Origin of the sequence: Burkholderia sp. KBS0801, from assembly GCF_005937855.2 — a bacterium.
Taxonomy (GTDB): Bacteria; Pseudomonadota; Gammaproteobacteria; order Burkholderiales; family Burkholderiaceae; genus Burkholderia; species Burkholderia ambifaria.
In genome coordinates this window covers 1,553,030-1,570,674 of record NZ_CP042177.1, presented here as the reverse complement: position 1 = coordinate 1,570,674, position 17,645 = coordinate 1,553,030, and the positions used below count along the sequence as shown (strand labels likewise).

The following is a 17,645-nucleotide window of genomic DNA, read 5'->3' as shown; positions in this document are numbered from 1 at the left end:
CGCGCTCGAACGAGCGCGCCAAACAAAATAGCCCGGTCGACTCCGACCGGGCTATTTTTTTATTCCGACGGCGGCGCTTGCGCGCCGCGCATCACGCAGCCGTCACGACCAGGCGTTCGGGTGCGAGCACGCCGTTGGCCTTGCGCGCCACGCCGAGCAGCCGTGCCGCATCGTACACGCGCACACGCTCGCCCTCCGCCGCATCGATCGGATCGAGCGCCGACAGCGGCAAGCGCTGACCATGCAGGAACCGCTTCGCGCCGGCTTCGTCGAGACGCACCAGCGGAAACGTCGACAGCAGCGCGTCGACCGGCTGAAGCCACGCATCGCGCGCCGCTTCGTTGGCGTCGGACAGCGCGTCGAGCGTCACCGCATGCTCGAGCGTCAGCGCACCGACACCCGTACGACGCAACATCGTCAGATGCGCGCCGCAACCGAGCGCTTCGCCGATATCTTCGGCCAGCGTACGCACATACGTGCCCTTGCTGCAGGTCACGCGAAACGTCACGTCCGGCAGCTCGCAGGCCAGCAGGTCGAGTACATGAATCGTCACGTTGCGGCCTTCCCGTTCGACGGTCTGGCCCGCGCGCGCATATTCGTACAGCGGCTTGCCGTCGCGCTTGAGCGCCGAATACATCGGCGGCACCTGCACGATCTCGCCGGTAAAGCGCACGAGTGCGGCTTCCACCGCCGCGCGGTCGCATTCGACCGCGCGTGTGTCGAGCACGTCGCCTTCCGCGTCGCCGGTGGTTGTGCGCACGCCGAGACGCATCGTCGCTTCGTAGGTCTTGTCCGCTTCCAGCAAGTCCTGCGAGAACTTCGTCGCCTCGCCGAAGCACAGCGGCAACAGGCCCGAGGCCAGCGGATCTAGCGTGCCGGTGTGACCGGCTTTCTTCGCGAGAAGCAGGCGCTTCGCGCGAATCAGGGCGTCGTTGCTCGATAGGCCGACCGGCTTGTCGAGCAGGAGGACGCCGTCCAGTGCGCGCCGGGGCACGCGCGGACGCTGGGGGGCTGCATTCGTCATAGGGCGCGCGCGCTCAATCGTCCTTCGCGGGCGCGTCGGCTTCGTCGTCGTCCTTCGCGCGCGTCGAGTTGGCCTCCTTGATCAGCCGCGACATTTCCACGGCCTTCTCGATCGTCTGGTCGTAATGGAAATGCAGCGTCGGCACCGTATGAATATGCAGGCGCTTGAACAGCAGGTTGTGAAGGTGACCCGACGCGTGGTTCAGCGCTTCCTGCGTCTTGTCCGGATCGCCGGTGAGCGCCGTGAAATAGATCTTCGCGTGCGCGTAGTCCGGCGTGAGCTCCACGCTCTGGATGGTCACGATACCGATACGCGGGTCTTTGACCTCGCGCATGATGAGTTCGGACAGATCGCGCTGAATCTGGTCGGCGATCTGAACGTTGCGATTGGGGGAAGTACGTTTCCTGGACATGATCCATCCCTGATTCGTTTATCAGGATAATGCGGCCGCCGTCGGGCGCGCCGCCATGAAAATGGGCGGGACAGGCCCACAAGCCTGCCCCGCCCACGAGCCGATACGCGACGATTACAGCGTACGCGCGACTTCGGTCACTTCGAAGACTTCGAACTGGTCGCCTTCGATGACGTCGTTGAAGTTCTTCACCGACATACCGCACTCGAAGCCTTGCTTCACTTCCTTCACGTCGTCCTTGAAGCGCTTCAGCGATTCGAGTTCGCCCGTGAAGATCACGACGTTGTTGCGCAGTACGCGCACCGACGACGAGCGCTTGACGATACCGTCCGTGACCATACAGCCGGCGACCGTGCCGATCTTCGGCACCTTGAACACCTGGCGTACCTCGACCATACCGGTGATGACTTCGCGCTTCTCCGGCGCCAGCATGCCCGACATCGCGGCCTTCACCTCATCCACTGCGTCGTAGATGATGTTGTAGTAGCGGATGTCGATACCGTTCGATTCGGCCAGCTTGCGCGCCTGTGCATCCGCACGCGTGTTGAAGCCGATGATGACCGCCTTCGATGCCGTCGCGAGGTTGACGTCGTTTTCGCTGATGCCACCCACCGCGCTGTGCACGATCTGCACGCGCACTTCGTCGGTCGACAGCTTGAGCAGCGACTGCACGAGCGCTTCCTGCGAGCCCTGCACGTCCGCCTTGATGATGAGCGGCAGGTTCTGCACTTCGCCTTCGCCCATCTGCTCGAGCATGCTTTCCAGCTTCGCGGCCTGCTGCTTCGCCAGCTTGACGTCGCGGAACTTGCCCTGGCGGAACAGCGCGATTTCGCGCGCCTTGCGCTCGTCCGGCAGAACGATCACTTCCTCACCGGCACCCGGCACTTCCGACAGACCCTGGATTTCGACCGGGATCGACGGGCCGGCTTCCTTCGTCGGCTTGCCGTTCTCGTCGAGCATCGCACGCACGCGGCCATAAGCCGAGCCTGCGAGCACGACGTCGCCGCGGTTCAGCGTACCCGACTGCACCAGGATCGTCGCGACCGGGCCCTTGCCCTTGTCCAGCTTCGCTTCGATCACGATGCCCTTGGCCGGCGCCTCGATCGGTGCCTTCAGTTCCAGCACTTCGGCCTGCAGCAGCACGTTCTCGAGCAGGTCGTCGATACCGACGCCCGTCTTCGCCGACACCGGCACGAACGGCGAATCGCCACCGTATTCTTCCGGCACGACGCCTTCCGCGACCAGTTCCTGCTTGACGCGGTCCGGGTTCGCTTCCGGCTTGTCGATCTTGTTGATCGCCACGACGATCGGCACGCCACCCGCCTTCGCGTGAGCGATGGCTTCCTTCGTCTGCGGCATCACGCCGTCGTCGGCAGCCACCACCAGCACCACGATGTCGGTCGCCTTCGCGCCGCGTGCACGCATTGCCGTGAACGCCTCGTGACCCGGCGTATCGAGGAACGTGATGACGCCGCGCGGCGTTTCGACGTGGTATGCGCCGATGTGCTGCGTAATGCCGCCCGCTTCGCCCGCTGCAACCTTCGCGCGGCGGATGTGGTCGAGCAGCGAGGTCTTGCCGTGGTCGACGTGGCCCATCACGGTGACGACCGGCGGACGCGGCAGCTGCTCCGCATCGGTGGTGGCCTCGCCTTCGACCAGCAGCGCTTCCGGATCGTCCAGCTTCGCGGCAACCGCGCGGTGGCCCAGTTCCTCGACGACGATCATCGCCGTTTCCTGGTCCAGCACCTGGTTGATCGTGACCATCTGGCCCATCTTCATCATCACCTTGATGACTTCCGAGGCCTTGATCGACATCTTGTGCGCGAGATCGGCAACCGAGACGGTTTCCGGCACGTGCACTTCACGTACGATCGGTTCGGTCGGTGCCTGGAACGTCGATGCGCTGTCCTGGTGACGGCCACGGCCCTTCGGGCCGCCGCGCCAACCGCGGTCGACGCCGCCGCTCGAATCGCCGCGCGTCTTGATGCCGCGGCGCTTGGCTGCGTCGTCCTGCCAGCCGCCCTTGCCGCCACCCGGCTTCTTGTTGCGGTCGCCCGCACCTGCCGGTGCCTGCGTGGTCGCCGGCGCTGCGCCGGCCGGCTTCTTCACGGCCGGACGTGCCGCGCTTGCGCCCGCCGGCTTTGCCGGCTTGTGCAGCGTGCCCTTCGCTTCGACCGGCTTCGGCGGTTCCACCGGCTTCGGCGGCTCGACTGCCTTGACCACGGCCTTGCGGGGCGTGTTCATCATTTCGCGGATCGCGCGCGCTTCGGCCTCGGCCGCCTCGCGACGCTTGCGAATCTCTTCCTGCTCGGCGCGCGTCTTGTCCGCCGCCTCGCGGGCAGCGTCCTCGGCCTTCTTCGCCGCTTCGCGCTGGGCCGCCCGTTCGGCGGCCGCGCGTGCTTCGTCCTGCGCGGACTGCGCACCGGCCGTTTCCTGCTGAGCCTCGGCGGCCTGCTGGGCAGCAGCCTGCTGTGCCTCTACGGCTGCAGCCGCGGCACGCTTCGCTGCCGCTTCTTCCTCGGCACGACGGCGCTCGGCTTCGGCCGCTTCCTCGCGGGCGCGGCGCTCGGCTTCCTCGCGCTCGAGGCGTTCCTGGCGCTCGCGCAGTTCCTGCGCCTGCTTCTCGAGCAGTTCGGCCTCGCGGCGCGCTTCTTCCTCGCGACGCTTCAGTTCCGCATCGTCGTCCGCTTCGGCGACCTGTGCCTGACCCTGTTCCGCACCTTCGGCCACGTCGTCGCGCTTGACGAACGTACGCTTCTTGCGGACCTCGACCTGAATGGTGCGAGCCTTGCCCGTCGCGTCAGATTGCTTGATCTCCGACGTATGCTTGCGGGTCAGCGTGATCTTGCGCTTGTCGCCGTCGGTTGCGCCGTGCGACTTGCGCAAATGATCGAGCAGACGCGCCTTGTCCGCCTCGGACAGCGCATCGTCTTCACTCGCTTTCTGGACGCCCGCTGCCTGCAGCTGTTCGAGCAGCACACCAGCAGGCATTTTCAGTTCCGCGGCAAATTGGGCTACGTTGTTACTCGCCATTCATTCCTCTTAGTGCAAGGACCGATTCCTTGCGGTTAGCATCGGGTCAGGCCATACGGCCGCCATCAAATCAGTGCGCCATGGTCATTTCTCACTGGAACCAGTGTTCACGTGCTTTCATGATCAACGCCTTAGCGGCATCCTCTTCCATCCCGGTCATGTCGACCAGTTCATCCACAGCCAGCTCGGCGAGATCGTCCCGCGTCTGCATGCCGTGTTCGGCCAGCTTTGCGAGCAACTCCGGCGTGACGCCGTCGAGGCCCTTCAAATCCAGCGCTGCGTTTTCGACCTTTTCTTCGTTGGCGATCGCCATCGTCAACAGTGCGTCGCGTGCGCGGTTGCGCAGCTCGTGCACGGTGTCCTCGTCGAATGCCTCGATTTCGAGCATTTCGTTGAGCGGCACGTAAGCGATCTCTTCGAGGCTCGTGAAGCCTTCGTCGATCAGGATATCGGCAACTTCTTCGTCGACGTCGAGACGCGCCATGAAGAGCGCACGCAGTCGATCGCGCTCTTCACCCTGCTTCAGGGCGGATTCGTCCGGCGTCATGATGTTGATCTGCCAGCCGGTCAGTTCGCCGGCAAGGCGAACGTTCTGACCGCTGCGCCCGATCGCGACAGCCAGCTCGTTCTCGTCGACGACGACGTCCATCGAGTGCTTTTCTTCATCGACGACGATCGACTGGACGGCTGCCGGCGCGAGCGCGCCGATCACGAACTGGGCGGGATCCTCGGACCATAGCACGATGTCGATGTTTTCGCCACCAAGCTCGTTGCGCACGGCCTGCACGCGGGAGCCGCGGATGCCGACGCAGGTACCGATCGGATCGATCCGCTTGTCGTAGGCGATCACGCCGATCTTCGCGCGCACGCCCGGATCGCGAGCGGCTGCCTTGATCTCTAGCAGGCCCTGCTCGATTTCCGGCACTTCCATCTCGAACAGCTTCATCAGGAACTCGGGCGCCGTGCGCGAGAGTTCGATCTGCGGACCACGCGCGGTGCGGTCGACCTTCGCGATGTACGCACGCACGCGGTCGCCCACGCGCAGGTTTTCCTTCGGAATCAGCTGGTCGCGGCGCAGCAGCGCTTCGACGCGGCCCGATTCGACGATGAAGTTGCCCTTGTCGAGGCGCTTCACCGTGCCCGTCATGATCTTTTCGCCGCGCTCGAGGTAGTCGTTCAGGATCTGCTCGCGCTCGGCATCGCGCACCTTCTGCAGGATCACCTGCTTGGCGGCCTGCGCGCCGATACGGCCGAACTCGATCGACGGCACCGGCTCCTCGACGAATTCGCCGACTTCGACGTCGGGGTTCTGCTCACGCGCTTCGAACAGCAGGATCTCGCGATCCGGCTCCTGCAAGCCTGCCTCGTCAGGGACGACGAGCCAGCGACGGAAGGTTTCGTGCTCGCCGCTTTCGCGATCGATATGGACGCGGATTTCGGCGCCTTCGTCGAACAGCTTCTTGGAAGCGGACGCGAGCGCAGCCTCGAGGGCGCCCAGCACCACATCCTTGTCGACGTTTTTCTCGCGCGCCAGCGCATCCACCAGCATCAACACTTCGCGACTCATTATTTGCGGCTCCTAAAGTCAACTTGCGGAATCAGGCGGGCTTTGTCGATGTCTGCCAGCGTGAAATCCAGCATGGCCGCCTCGCCCTTCTTCCCCTCAAATTCCAAACCGATCGTTTCGCCATTCGGCGCGTGCAGAATGCCCCGGTACGTCTTGCGCCCGTCCAGCGGCTTTTTCAAGGTCACGGAAACTTCGCTGCCGGCGAAGCGCTCGAAGTCGGCCAGTTTCTTCAACGGGCGGTCGAGCCCCGGAGACGAGACTTCGAGCCGTTCGTAATCGATGTTTTCGACCGTCAAGACGTGCTGGAGCTGACGCGTGACCTTTTCGCAATCTTCGAGCGAGATGCCGGCAAGCTGATCGATATAGATGCAAAGCATGCCGCGCCCGGTGCGCTCGAGATCCACCAGCTCGTAGCCGAGCCCGGTGACCGTGGTTTCTATCAGTTCCGTCAGTTGCACAGTGTCCTCTCAGGTGTTCGCGCCCGCCGCTCGCGATTACACCCGCGGGCGCGCGCCTTAGCCGGCGCAGGAAGCGCTACCCGAGATGCCTAACCGTTTCAGCAAAAAAAAATGGGCGGAACGCCCATCTTCTTACTGGTGGTCGCACCTGAGCCGCACATTGAATCCGTACGCCCAGCGACTCTGCGATTATAGCGTTTTTTGGCGCAAACGCCAAGCCAGCCGGTAAATGCAGCGCCCAGCCCGCATTTACCGATCAAAAATGCGAAACCGGACTGTCCGACCAGGCACAGTCCGGCAGCGCGATATATATACAGTCGAAAGCAAGTCACGCAGCGCGCGGTGCCGACCCAACCGGATTCACGCCGATTTCGCCGGCGCGCCGGCGGCTTGACGCCGCCGTCCGCCAGAAACGCTCAGCGACCGCGCGAGCGATTGCGCTGCGGGCGCGGGCCGCCGCGCGCACCACCACCGGCGTTGCCGCCGCCTTCGGCGCGATTGCCGTTCGGGTTGCGGTTACCGCCGCCCTTGCCGCCGCCACGCTTGGCGCCCGCGCCGCCTTCACGCTTGGGACCGGCGCCATACGACGCACGATTGCCGTCGACATCGCGACCGCCACCCGAGCGGTTGCCATGGCCCGACGGCGAAACCGGCAGGCTGCCGTAGCCGCTCAGGCCCGGCAGGCCCGGGCCGCCGCGCCGACCGCCGCCGCGACGCGGCTGGTCGAGTTGACCATGCGTCGTCAGCACCGGCTCGCGGCTGATGAAGCCCATCGACGTCTGCATCGGATCCGGCTGGCGGCGCTCGGCCGGCCCACTGCCACCGCGCTTGCCCTTTTCCTCGGACGGCGCCTTCAGGCCGACGGTCGCCATCAGCTTGCGCACCTGCGCCTCGTCGAGCTCTTCCCAACGACCGCGCTTCAGGCCGCGCGGCAGCGGGATCGGACCGTGGCGCGTACGGATCAGGCGGCTCACCATCAGGCCGGCCGCCTCGAACATACGGCGCACTTCGCGGTTGCGGCCTTCGGCCAGCGCAACGTGATACCAGTGGTTCGTGCCTTCGCCGCCGCCGTCGCGGATGCGCAGGAAGTTCGCCGGGCCGTCATCGAGCTCGACGCCATGCAGCAGCTTCTGCCGCATCCCTTCGGACAGTTCGCCGACAACACGCACCGCATACTCGCGCTCGACGCTGTAACGCGGATGCATGAAGCGGTTCGCGAGATCACCGGACGTGGTCAGCATCAGCAGACCTTCGGTGTTGAAGTCGAGGCGGCCCACCGCGAGCCATTTCGCCGTCTTCATCGGCGGCAGGCGATCGAACACCGACGGACGACCTTCCGGATCCGCATGGCTGACGATCTCGCCCGTCGGCTTGTGGTACAGCAGCACGCGCGGCGGCTTGTTCGGCAGCTTGCGCTTGACCGGCTTGCCGTTGATGCGGACCTGGTCGGTCGGCATGATGCGCTGGCCGATGTGCGCGGGCTCACCGTTCACCGACACGCGGCCGGCGACGATCAGCTCTTCCATTTCGCGACGCGAGCCCATGCCGGCTTCCGCGAGCACCTTGTGAAGCTTCGGCGCGTCGTCGTCCGGCGACAGCACGCGCTTGTTCGTCGGCTGCGCGCGACCGCGCCGCAGCATCGGCGCACGCACGCCGCTGCCGCCCGCGGAGTTGTCCGCGTCGAACGCCGGCGACGTCACATAGGCGAACAGATCGTCCTGCGACGCTGCATCGCCGTCGGCCTTCGCCGCGCCGCCCTCGGCTTTCGCCGGGCCGCCACGCCGCGACTGGCCGCCTTGTCCGCCCTGCGCACCCTTCGGTGCACCTTCACGCTTGCCGGCCGGCTTGCGGCCGCCCCTGGCCGCGCCTTCCTTGCGTGGCGCGCGCGCGGGCTGCGCTTCGGCGGCGTCGGCCGGCTGCGCGTCGGCGCCTTCGCCGTCCTGCGACTCGCCCTCGGCGCCCTTCGACTTGGCCGCTGCGCGGCGACGCGCGATCAGGCTGCGCGGACCGCGCCGCAGGCCGCGGCGGGGACGCTCGTCACCACCCGCGGCCGGAGCGTCCTGCTCCGGCGCATCGTCGGCACGCGCGGCCTGTGCGGCAGGCGCGGACGATTCAATATCGTGGATATCTGTCAAAACAACCTCAAAATGTCAGGTCTCGCGCCCGGCGCGGGCGCGGCAAGAAGTCGGCCGCGATCAGGCGCGGCGCTGTTCGGGTTCTGCTTCGTCGTCCGGTAGCGCGTCGGCGCCGATGGGCGCACTGGCACTGCGTACGGCATCGGCAAGGCTGTCGGACGTATCGTCCAGCATCTCGCCATCCGCGGGACCGGATCGTGAGGCGCCGGCGTTTCCAGGCTCGCCCGGCATGTCGCCGAGCGCCTCCGCTCCGTCTCCGGCAACCGCGTCGGCGGCCGGCTTGCGATCTTCCTCGTTCCACTCCGCGCGCGGCGGCTCGGACTGCCCGCCGGCCGGCGCTGCGTCGGCGCCGCCCTGTTCGGTTTGAACGCGATCAGCTTCCAGCGTATCGCGGTTCGGTATTTCGTGCGTCGACGCGACGTCCGTCGCCGCGTCGCCCGGCAATTCGTCAGGCTGCGCGTGTGGTTCGTCGGCCGCCGCTTCGCCGGCTTCCGGCGCCGCTTCCACCGCCGGTACGTCACCGTCGAAATCCATCGCCTGCTGCGCGAGCAGCGCGGCCTCGATGTTCGCGGCGGGCTCCTCGAGCGCGGGCAGGTCGTCGAGCGCCTTCAGGCCGAGATCGTCGAGGAACTGCTTGGTCGTCGCATACAGCGCCGGACGCCCCGGCACGTCGCGATGCCCGATCACCTCGATCCAGCCGCGGTCCTCGAGCTGCTTGACCACCTGAGTATTGACCGTGACGCCGCGAATCTCTTCGATGTCGCCGCGCGTGACGGGTTGCCGATACGCAATGATCGCGAGCGTTTCGAGCACCGCGCGCGAATATTTCGGCGGCTTCTCGGGATGCAGTCGATCCAGGTAGTGACGCATCGCCGGCTTGCTCTGAAAGCGCCATCCGGTTGCCAGCGCCACCAGTTCGACACCGCGGCCGGACCATTCCTGTTTCAGATCTTCGAGCAACGTGCGGACCGTGTCAGCCGACACGCCGTCGGCAAAGAGCTTGCGCAAATCGCCGAGCTTCAGCGGTTCCTGCGCGCAGATCAAAGCAGTCTCGAGGACGATCTTCGCCTCTTGGGTATTCATGCAGCTAGGCCAGACCCTGTGGTCAAACGAACCGGATCAAACAGACGAAAGTAACGGAAGACGCGCTCGCCCGATTCTGATCGGTCATATTGATGGGAGCACGAACCGGGGGCGGCGAACCAACTTCAAGCCAGGCCCAAACCGGACGGAACAGCACGGCTCAACGACGGAACCGCGTGACTGAGCGCCATATTACGCAAATTCGCCCGGTGCGTAAAGATGAGCCGAACGGGCCGCCGTTCCGCGGGCCCCGCGGCGCTCCGTCCCCGCTTCAGCGCGCACCCGCGCCGCGCGCGAGGAAGCGGCGCAAGCGCTCGACGCCCGCATCGAGCCGCGCCGGATCGCATGCATAGCACCAGCGCACGAACCCTTCCCCCTCCGGGCCGAATGCGCGCCCCGGCGCCAGTCCGAGCCCTGTCTCACGGACCAGCGACTTGCAGAACGCGAGGCTGTCGTCCGCGCCGGGCAAGCGCAGGAACAGATACATCGCGCCCGATGGAGGCGGCACGTCGACGCCCGGCAGCGTGCGCAGCGCGGCAACGATATGGTCACGCGCACCGCGCAGCGCCGCGACGAACGACTGCACGAACGGCTCGCCATCGCGCAGCGCGACTTCGCCCGCGGCCTGGATGAACGCGGGCGCGCACGACGTGTTGTATTCGACCAGCTTCGACAGATCGCCCATGACCTGCGCCGGCGCGACCAGCCATCCGAGCCGCCAGCCCGTCATCGCCCACGCCTTCGAGAACGAATTCACGACGATCAGCCGCTCGTCGCGCGACGCGATGTCGAGGAACGACGGCGCGCCGGCCGCACCGAACGCGAGTCGTTCGTACACTTCGTCGGCGACCACCCAGATGCCGTGCCTTCGGCAATGCGCGAGCACGGCCTGCTGGTCGTCGCGGGACATCGTCCAGCCGGTCGGATTGTTCGGCGAATTGACAAACAGCATCCGCGTGTCGGGCGTCAGCGCCGCGAGCAGCCGGTCGACATCGAGCCGCCAGCCCGCATCGCCATGGCCGAGTGGCACGCATTCGACCTGTGCACCGAGGATCTTCGGGATTTCGACGAGGTTCGGCCAGAGCGGCGTGACCGCCACGACGCGATCGCCGGGACCGACCAGCAGTTGCGCAGCCAGCATCAGCGCGCTCACGCCCGAACTCGTCACGGCGACTGTATCGACCGGCGTCGCGCCGTGGCGCGCGCTCACGTAGGCCGCGATCGCGCGGCGCAGCGGGACGGTGCCGAGGTTCTGCGTATAGAAGGTTGCGCCGTCGCGCAGCGCCGCCGCGGCCGCGTCGCGAATGAATGCCGGCGTCACGCGATCGGATTCGCCGAACCAGAACGGCAGCACGTCGGGCACGTCGAAGCCGGCGTTCGCCACTTCCCTGATCAGCGACGGACGCAGCGCCTGGACCGCGCTGCGTGCCGCCGGCGCGCCCGTCGCCGGGCGGGCATCTGCGGAATGCGTCATCGAGAACTGCCCCCGTGGAACACGATCCGCGTAGTGTACCGGCGTGCGCGCCGGATCCGCACCGTCAGTCGAGGTCCTCCGCCCGCGCCGGCATCTGGCGCGCGAGCTCCCAGATCGCCTGCGCGGCGGGCGACAGCGACCGGTCGCGGCGGCGCACCAGCTCGACGGTGCGCTCGGTACGCGGCGTCAGCGGCCGCGCGACCAGCGTCGATCCTGCCGGCAGCGGTAGCGACAGCCACGGCTGCACGCTCACGCCGACCCCGGCCTCGACGAGCCCGAATACCGTCGCCGAATGGCCGAGTTCCTGCATGACCGTCGCGTTCACCCGATGGGTGGCCAGCGCAGCGTCGATCAGCGGCCGGCTTCCGGACGCATGGTCGAGCAGCACGAGGCGCTCGCCGTCGAGTGCCGTCCACGGCACCTCGGGCCGCGCCGCAAGCGGATGATCGGCGCGCGCGACCAGGCAGAACGAGTCGGTCATCAACGGTTCGCACACGAGATCGGCCACGGTAAGCGGGCCGATGACGACGCCAAAATCGACCTCGCTCGACTTCACCTTGCGCAGTACGTCGCTCTGCACGTCGTCGCGCAAGCCAAGCGTGACGAACGGGAACTGGCGCTCGCACGACGCGACGACGCGCGGCATCAGCCGGCACGCGATCGTCGGGCTCGCGGCGACGATCACGCGCCCCCGCCGCTGCTCGCCGATCTCGCGAATCTCGCGCAGCGTGTCGTCGAGATCGTCGATCAGCCGGGACACGCTCGCGATCAGGTTTGCGCCGACATCGGTCAACTGCACGTCGCGCGTGGTCCGGTCGATCAGCTTCAGCCCGAGCTCCGTCTCGAGCTCACGCACGCAACGGCTCACCGCGGACTGCGTGAGCCCGATCTCATCGCCCGCGCGGCTGAAGCTCCTGAGCCGCGCTACCTCGATGAACACGCGAAGCTGGCGCAGCGTTACGTTCATCCCTTCACCTCATCAATCGTGGATACCGATGCGCGATTTTAATGCGCGAAACACGCTTCGAGGTGCGAATCCGGTATCGACCACCCATGTTTCGCTGCGGTGCAATATTCGCGCGAACGCACGCGGTACGGGCGAATTGCACAAGATTGGTGATTGTCCCGATTTGCTGCCGGGTTATTTTGGCGTCTTATACGCCCCTAGCTGACTTAGCCGTTAGCCCGCTGCCAAGCGGCTCTCGAGGGAATCGCCTCCGACGTGGCACACATCGTGCTTTATCTGACGCACAGGGCGCAGGTTTTCGTCGGACGGGAAGGCAGAAACGCCGCTGCCGGCCAACCGGACGCCCCCACCCGGCACTCGACGTTCGAGTGCCTGAAGAGTGCGCGGCGCAGGGCAGCGCACCGGAGTTAGCTTCGCTGAGGTGAGGACATGATGCTGTTCGACGATTTGAGAGATAACGAGTGGGCGCTGGTCGAAGGTCTGTTTTGCTCGGAACCCGCACGAAGCGAACGGCGCGGCCGTCCCCGCGTGGAGGCCCGTTCCGTGGTCAATGCCGTGCTGTGGGTACTGTCGACGGGTGAAGGCTGGTCCAAACTGCCGGGCCGCTATCCGTCGCCGCCGACCTGCCGCCGTCGCTTCGACGAATGGCAGGCAGACGGTACGCTCGCCGAAATCGTCAAGCGACTCGGCACGAGCGGCCGCCAGATCTCGTTGCGCGGTCGCATCGGGGCCAGCGCGGCGAAGCCGCCTGCACCGCCGAGCCGTGACCGGCTGCGCGGCGCCTTCTGGACCAACCCGGAATCCTGGCGCGCCCCCGTGAAGATGGCGTAACGCATGCTCGATCGGGCGGCTTCGGCCGCCCGGTTTCTTTCAGCGCCCCGTTCATTGCGCGGCGCTCGCGTCGTCGTCGATCCCCGCTGTCGTGCTGCGATACATCTCTTTACTATTATTTACAGCAAACCTGCACTCCCGCGCTTACCTTAGCGTCATATCAACAAGCTGCGCCGGCGGCTTGAAGGGAGCCCCCGCCATGAAACCAATGTCACTGCTCGTCGCATGCGGCATTGTCATTTCACTGGCGCTGACCGCCCCCGCTCGCGCCGATGATCGCGGCAAGCAGCCTCACCGCCAGCAAGAGCACCGCAATTCCCTTCGCCAGCAACCGCCCGCCACGGCGTCCAATCGGCAGACCGTGCCGCGCGGCGACTTGCGCGGCGACATCGCCAGCAACGCACGCGCGCGCATCGGCTCGCAGCCGACCGAGCTGCCGCGCCATCCGTAGCCCGGCAACCTGCTGGTTTTCGTCAAAGAAAATTCCCCGATTCGGGAACTGCTCGATATGCGACGAGTCACATTCGTTGCCATGAGCACAGCATGGCAACAGCAAAAGTATCCGGTACGCCCGTATCCTCGCGATACGGGCTTTTTTTCGGCGTGTCGCGCAGGGCTGCGCGAGGACAGGCGCGCGCCGCTACAGGCGGCTTTCGAGAATCGCCACGGCGCTGGCTTCGCTCAATGCGTAGTCGTCCATGCGGCGATCGGTCCAGGAAAGTAATTTCTCGTCGCGCTCGAGGCGCGCGCATTCGGCTCGACCGTTGTCGGTCAGCACCGCGATGTCGACCGGCGCATGAAAACCCGGTGCGGGCGCAACGGTCTTCTGCCTGACCGTGTCCATCAGTCCTAGCGACCGGAGATACTCGAACACGCCCGGGCGGCGCGCCCACGGTACCTGGCGGTACTGCACTCGTCTCAATGCGTCGAGCACCGCTTCGTTGGAATACGTGGCCATCTCGATTCTTTCTTAAAGTGCAGCGACAATGCGAAGCGGCGTGCCGGGCGGGAGCTCCGCCCGCCGATACCGCCACCGATTCTGGAGGCCGACGTTCGGCGTCGCGTTAGGGCCAGATCGTCAGCCGTCCATAAAAAGACACCATACCCCAATCAAATTGATTCTGTTCGATTCGTTTGTACTTCTCTTCATCTGTTTCATGCTCTGCCGCAAGCGGCGGCGACAGATCGCGATCGCCGGCGCCGCGGTGTTCTGGCTGCTTGCGACCGGCTGGCTCGCGGCGCCGCTCATCGCGTGGACCGAGGCCGGCGTGACGCCGGTCGAGCACCCCGCCATGCACGGCCGGACCACGCTGATCACCCTCGGCATCGGCACGCGGCGCGGCGAAACCGGCCTGCAGGCGCCGCCCGACGGCGAAGCGCGCATCCGCACGACCGCCGCGCTCTATCGCACGTGCGTGCAGCAGGCCACCCGCTGCACCGTGGTGATGTCGGGCGGCGACCCGCAACATCACGGCGAAACCGAGGCGGCCGTCTACGGACGCCGGCTGGTGGCGGAAGGTGTCGCTCCGGGCGACCTGGTGCTCGAGCCGAACAGCCGTACAACCTACGAAAACGCGAAATTCACTGCTTCTATACTACGCTCACAACATGACGACACGCGCATTCTCGTCGCGTCGTCGTACCAGATGCGCCGCGCATTGCTCGACTTCCGCCACTTCGGCATCGATCCGCAGCCCGTTTATTCGAATCGCCGGCGCGCTCAACTGGGCTGGCTGCCCCGCCGAGACAACCTGGAAAACGCGAACCGGGCGTTGCACGAGCTGGTCGGCATCGCGCAATTTCACGTGTATCGATGGCTCGGCTGGTTCTGACGGCGCCACGGGCACCGGAGGCGAAAGCGACGGTATCGCCCCGGATGGCAGGCGCGTGACGGAACGCACGAAGTGTTGCGCGACTTCAACGGGGCCTTGCGCTGCGCCTCGATCCGGTGCACATTGATCCGTCACTTTTGTTACACTCGACACGCACTCGATTGCAGTCGCCAGACAAAACGGCAACATTCGGGTTCATCACCACTTAGCGGAGGTAAAGCAATGAAGAAGACGTCCCTGGCTATTCTGGTCGCGATGTCGGCGCTGACTGGCGCAGCGTATGCGCAAGAGAGCACGCAAATCCAGACCATCACCGATCCGGCAAAGATCGCCGAGATCGAGCAGCGCGCACAGGCACTGCAACAGCAGCAAGCAGCCGAGGCTGCACAGCCGGCGGCGCAGGAAGAGCATCACCACGTCAAGAAGGCGATGCATCACAAGGCAGCGAAGAAGGCCGCCAAGAAGGCGGCTCCGGCAGAAGCTGCCAGCCAGTAAGTTCGGCGGCACCGCACAAGCGAAAAGCCGAATCCGGGCAACCGGGTTCGGCTTTTTTGGTTGCGGCGCCCGCGCGTTGTGCTAAAGTCGCGCACCGAAATTTTCCACCCGTGCGCACCCCGGTGCGGAGGACAGCATGAGCAACATTCAACTCGACATCGAGTGGACCGAAGAAGCCACTCGCAAGATCAAGCAACTGATGCCGCGCGGCTCGACCGACGCGTTCCTCGCGCTGCCGCCGATCGAGTGCCTGCCGATGGAGGGCGACGTGCTTTTCCTCGGCCCGCAAGGCAAGCAGCAACCGTTCATCGTCGCCGAGCGTCAGTATCATCACGACGGCGATGCCGACTGGACGATCATCCTGATTCTCGACGTACCCAGCACGTCGCACTGACGGATCGCAGCGGCCGGCAATGCGTCCGGCCGCCTTGCCCCGCTCAAACGAACCTCCACAGCACGCGGATCCGGGAACGATCGATCCGTCCGCGACCGCTCCGCGGCAAGCCGGAATGTGTGTCAAACGCACATGCACGGCCAACGTAGCCCCACCCTCCCAGCGCTCGACCAATACGAATACCCGCGGCTGGATCGGCACGCACTCGCTTTGCCGCCCCACAAAAAAATTGCCCGCGCTCCAGAAGAAGCGCGGGCGAAACCGTCGCCCTACGAGGAAAGGCGACGGGGCCATCGGGATCCGCACATCGCGCGGATCGTCATCGGTTTTGCGCCGGCGCTCGCAGCACCGGCATCTGAAGACGTGGATACCGTCGGTCGGACGGTCGAGACGCCGCCCGCACTCGGACGCTACCCCCTGTCTTCACGATTCCACCTTATAAAGCAGTTTGTGTGCCAGGCACATTTACGAAAGTACACCATTGATCCGTAAGGATATTTACTGCGGTCATGACGATGTAACACCCGTCCTGCGGCCGTAACGCGCGGATGTTACGTAACGTCACGAGAAGGAATCGAACGTCCCGCACGCGCCGCCGCCAGCGCGCGCGACAATGAAAAAAGCCCGCCGGAAGGCGGGCTTTTCGAAGGCCGGGATCGTGCCGCGATCAGCGCAGCTGATTCACGAGCAGCCCCATGATCTGGCGAGCGGGCGACGACGTATCGATCGCACCCGAATCGTCGACGACCGCGACGCGCGTCTGGTCGGACGACAGCGCCTTCACGTTAACGCGATACTGCTTCGCCTGCTTTTCCTTCTTGCCGTGGAACAGCTGGCTCCAGAAGCCCTGCTCGGCCGCGCTGATGTCTTTCGGATCGACATAACGCACGAAATACAGGCCCTTCGTGCGATCGCGATCGTCGACCGTGAAGTTCGCACGATCGAGCGCGAGGCCGACGTGCAGCCACGAACGGTCGTACGGCTCGCCGAGCGTGACTTCGGACGGCACCGAAGCCGAATCGACGTCGTTCGCTTGCGACGACGTACGCGCGACATTCTGCGCGGCGATCGCCGCGGCGGCAGCCTTCGATGCGTCGGTATCCGCCTTCTTGTCCTTCGGCACCGTGTTGTCGTTGATGTTCGCGATCGGCGGCTCGCCGTTCTTCGCGCGCTGCTCGTTCTGGGCGAGCACTGCCATCAGCCGCTTCAGGTATTCCGTCTCGAGCGCCGGATCGTTCGGCTTCGCTTCCCACTTGCTCGAATCGTTGTTCGCACCGGTGATCGCCTCGCGCATGCCCTTCTGGCTGATGAACACGTAGGTGCCGCCGTTCGGCGCCGAATCGAGGCGCGTGCGGTACTTGTTGCGCTCGGCTGTCACATACGAGTTGCCCATCGCCTTCGAGATCACGCTACGGATCAGGCCGTCGTTGATCTGCGGGTGAGTTTCGTTCCAGTCGGTTTCCATCACGCCCTTGTCGCGCTGGTCCACGACGAGCAGGAAACCCTGTTCCTGCCAGAAGCGGCGAACCTGCGGCCAGATGTCGGCGGGCTTCTTGCCGTCGATCACGAGCCAGCTCTCGGTGCCGTCGCGCTGGATATGCATGCCGGACACGGCGGGCGCGACGGTGTCCAGCGCGGGTGCCGCGTGCTGGACCTGCTGAAGCGCAGACAGGGAAGTCGCGCCGCCCTGCGGCGGCAGCGAACGCTGATCGGCCGTCTCGTCAAGCATGTTGGGCGGCACTGCGAGCGACGCTTCCTTCGATTTCGAATCGCTCTTGTAGTCCACTTTCGTGGGCGACGACGTACCGCAACCGGCGACGAGCGCGCCAGTGGCGAGCACTGCAGCGAACCGCATGGTAAGACGAAGATCAGTCATGTTCGGGGAATCCTCTTCCGCTAAATCACGGCGCTTTCCGTGGATCAACCTTGCATTTTACCGG

15 protein-coding genes and 1 pseudogene are annotated in these 17,645 nt (G+C 65.6%); 5 read left to right on the top strand and 11 right to left on the bottom strand.

The features are described 5' to 3' along the window. Positions 1–91 precede the first annotated feature (91 nt). The 9 genes from truB to FFI87_RS07515 form a co-directional block, all read right to left on the bottom strand. The gene (gene truB / locus FFI87_RS07555) at positions 92–1,024 is read right to left on the bottom strand and encodes a tRNA pseudouridine(55) synthase TruB (RefSeq protein ID WP_012363742.1); all 933 of its coding nucleotides are present in this window, start codon (positions 1,022–1,024) and stop codon (positions 92–94) included. A 13-nt stretch (positions 1,025–1,037) separates the two neighbouring features. Beyond that, positions 1,038–1,436 carry a 30S ribosome-binding factor RbfA gene (rbfA, locus tag FFI87_RS07550; protein ID WP_006752288.1) on the bottom strand — a complete coding sequence of 133 codons (399 nt, stop codon included), beginning with the start codon at positions 1,434–1,436 and terminating at the stop codon, positions 1,038–1,040. Between the two features lie 114 nt (positions 1,437–1,550). After that, the gene (gene infB, locus FFI87_RS07545; protein WP_138847816.1) at positions 1,551–4,469 is read right to left on the bottom strand and encodes a translation initiation factor IF-2; all 2,919 of its coding nucleotides are present in this window, start codon (positions 4,467–4,469) and stop codon (positions 1,551–1,553) included. A gap of 91 nt (positions 4,470–4,560) precedes the next feature. Then, a complete protein-coding gene (nusA, locus tag FFI87_RS07540) occupies positions 4,561–6,036 on the bottom strand; it encodes a transcription termination factor NusA (RefSeq protein WP_006752290.1) in 1,476 nt (491 codons plus the stop codon). Next, positions 6,036–6,494, bottom strand: a complete 459-nt coding sequence (gene rimP / locus FFI87_RS07535) for a ribosome maturation factor RimP (protein WP_006752291.1) — start codon at positions 6,492–6,494, stop codon at positions 6,036–6,038. Before rimP ends, nusA begins: the two co-directional genes overlap by 1 nt. Positions 6,495–6,910: 416 nt before the next feature. After that, positions 6,911–8,629, bottom strand: coding sequence for a 23S rRNA pseudouridine(2605) synthase RluB (rluB, locus tag FFI87_RS07530; protein ID WP_138847817.1), 1,719 nt, complete (start codon positions 8,627–8,629; stop codon positions 6,911–6,913). Between the two features lie 60 nt (positions 8,630–8,689). Beyond that, the gene (scpB, locus tag FFI87_RS07525) at positions 8,690–9,712 is read right to left on the bottom strand and encodes an SMC-Scp complex subunit ScpB (protein WP_138847818.1); all 1,023 of its coding nucleotides are present in this window, start codon (positions 9,710–9,712) and stop codon (positions 8,690–8,692) included. Between the two features lie 271 nt (positions 9,713–9,983). Next, entirely contained in the window at positions 9,984–11,186 is a 1,203-nt protein-coding gene (locus tag FFI87_RS07520; protein WP_138847819.1) for a pyridoxal phosphate-dependent aminotransferase, read from the bottom strand. Positions 11,187–11,250: 64 nt separating this feature from the next. Further along, positions 11,251–12,153 (bottom strand): LysR family transcriptional regulator, encoded by a 903-nt coding sequence (locus FFI87_RS07515; RefSeq protein ID WP_011656685.1) that lies wholly within the window; start codon positions 12,151–12,153, stop codon positions 11,251–11,253. A gap of 432 nt (positions 12,154–12,585) precedes the next feature. On the opposite strand from FFI87_RS07515, the pseudogene FFI87_RS07510 reads away from it, so the two are divergent. Then, positions 12,586–12,981 (top strand): annotated as a pseudogene (locus FFI87_RS07510) (transposase); the annotation flags it as partial. Between the two features lie 202 nt (positions 12,982–13,183). Continuing rightward, positions 13,184–13,435: a hypothetical protein gene (locus FFI87_RS07505; RefSeq protein WP_011656684.1), complete on the top strand. Its 252-nt coding sequence runs from the start codon at positions 13,184–13,186 to the stop codon at positions 13,433–13,435. A gap of 189 nt (positions 13,436–13,624) precedes the next feature. On the opposite strand, the gene FFI87_RS07500 is transcribed toward FFI87_RS07505, so the two are convergent. Continuing rightward, complete coding sequence (locus FFI87_RS07500; RefSeq protein ID WP_006754206.1) at positions 13,625–13,942, bottom strand: hypothetical protein; 318 nt, start codon at positions 13,940–13,942, stop codon at positions 13,625–13,627. Between the two features lie 199 nt (positions 13,943–14,141). Between FFI87_RS07500 and FFI87_RS07495 the strand changes: the two genes are divergently transcribed. The 3 genes from FFI87_RS07495 to FFI87_RS07485 all read left to right on the top strand — a co-directional run bounded on the left by FFI87_RS07495 (position 14,142) and on the right by FFI87_RS07485 (position 15,705). Beyond that, the gene (locus tag FFI87_RS07495) at positions 14,142–14,816 is read left to right on the top strand and encodes a YdcF family protein (RefSeq protein WP_011656683.1); all 675 of its coding nucleotides are present in this window, start codon (positions 14,142–14,144) and stop codon (positions 14,814–14,816) included. 222 nt (positions 14,817–15,038) lie between these two features. Then, positions 15,039–15,311, top strand: a complete 273-nt coding sequence (locus FFI87_RS07490) for a hypothetical protein (RefSeq protein WP_011656682.1) — start codon at positions 15,039–15,041, stop codon at positions 15,309–15,311. 136 nt (positions 15,312–15,447) lie between these two features. Beyond that, positions 15,448–15,705 carry a hypothetical protein gene (locus FFI87_RS07485; protein WP_006758856.1) on the top strand — a complete coding sequence of 86 codons (258 nt, stop codon included), beginning with the start codon at positions 15,448–15,450 and terminating at the stop codon, positions 15,703–15,705. 667 nt (positions 15,706–16,372) lie between these two features. Here the strand turns inward: FFI87_RS07485 and bamC are convergent. Beyond that, positions 16,373–17,581 carry an outer membrane protein assembly factor BamC gene (gene bamC, locus FFI87_RS07480; RefSeq protein ID WP_012363736.1) on the bottom strand — a complete coding sequence of 403 codons (1,209 nt, stop codon included), beginning with the start codon at positions 17,579–17,581 and terminating at the stop codon, positions 16,373–16,375. Positions 17,582–17,645: the final 64 nt, after the last annotated feature.

What these genes read in the sequence shown, in the direction of transcription:
- FFI87_RS07495 (WP_011656683.1), top strand. Translation starts at nt 14,142, where the DNA reads ATGCTCTGCCGCAAGCGGCGGCGACAGATCGCGATCGCCGGCGCCGCG.
- scpB (WP_138847818.1), bottom strand. Translation starts at nt 9,712, where the DNA reads ATGAATACCCAAGAGGCGAAGATCGTCCTCGAGACTGCTTTGATCTGC.
- infB (WP_138847816.1), bottom strand. Translation starts at nt 4,469, where the DNA reads ATGGCGAGTAACAACGTAGCCCAATTTGCCGCGGAACTGAAAATGCCT.
- FFI87_RS07490 (WP_011656682.1), top strand. Translation starts at nt 15,039, where the DNA reads ATGAAGAAGACGTCCCTGGCTATTCTGGTCGCGATGTCGGCGCTGACT.
- FFI87_RS07515 (WP_011656685.1), bottom strand. Translation starts at nt 12,153, where the DNA reads ATGAACGTAACGCTGCGCCAGCTTCGCGTGTTCATCGAGGTAGCGCGG.
- truB (WP_012363742.1), bottom strand. Translation starts at nt 1,024, where the DNA reads ATGACGAATGCAGCCCCCCAGCGTCCGCGCGTGCCCCGGCGCGCACTG.
- rbfA (WP_006752288.1), bottom strand. Translation starts at nt 1,436, where the DNA reads ATGTCCAGGAAACGTACTTCCCCCAATCGCAACGTTCAGATCGCCGAC.
- nusA (WP_006752290.1), bottom strand. Translation starts at nt 6,036, where the DNA reads ATGAGTCGCGAAGTGTTGATGCTGGTGGATGCGCTGGCGCGCGAGAAA.
- FFI87_RS07485 (WP_006758856.1), top strand. Translation starts at nt 15,448, where the DNA reads ATGAGCAACATTCAACTCGACATCGAGTGGACCGAAGAAGCCACTCGC.
- FFI87_RS07505 (WP_011656684.1), top strand. Translation starts at nt 13,184, where the DNA reads ATGAAACCAATGTCACTGCTCGTCGCATGCGGCATTGTCATTTCACTG.
- bamC (WP_012363736.1), bottom strand. Translation starts at nt 17,581, where the DNA reads ATGACTGATCTTCGTCTTACCATGCGGTTCGCTGCAGTGCTCGCCACT.
- FFI87_RS07500 (WP_006754206.1), bottom strand. Translation starts at nt 13,942, where the DNA reads ATGGCCACGTATTCCAACGAAGCGGTGCTCGACGCATTGAGACGAGTG.
- FFI87_RS07520 (WP_138847819.1), bottom strand. Translation starts at nt 11,186, where the DNA reads ATGACGCATTCCGCAGATGCCCGCCCGGCGACGGGCGCGCCGGCGGCA.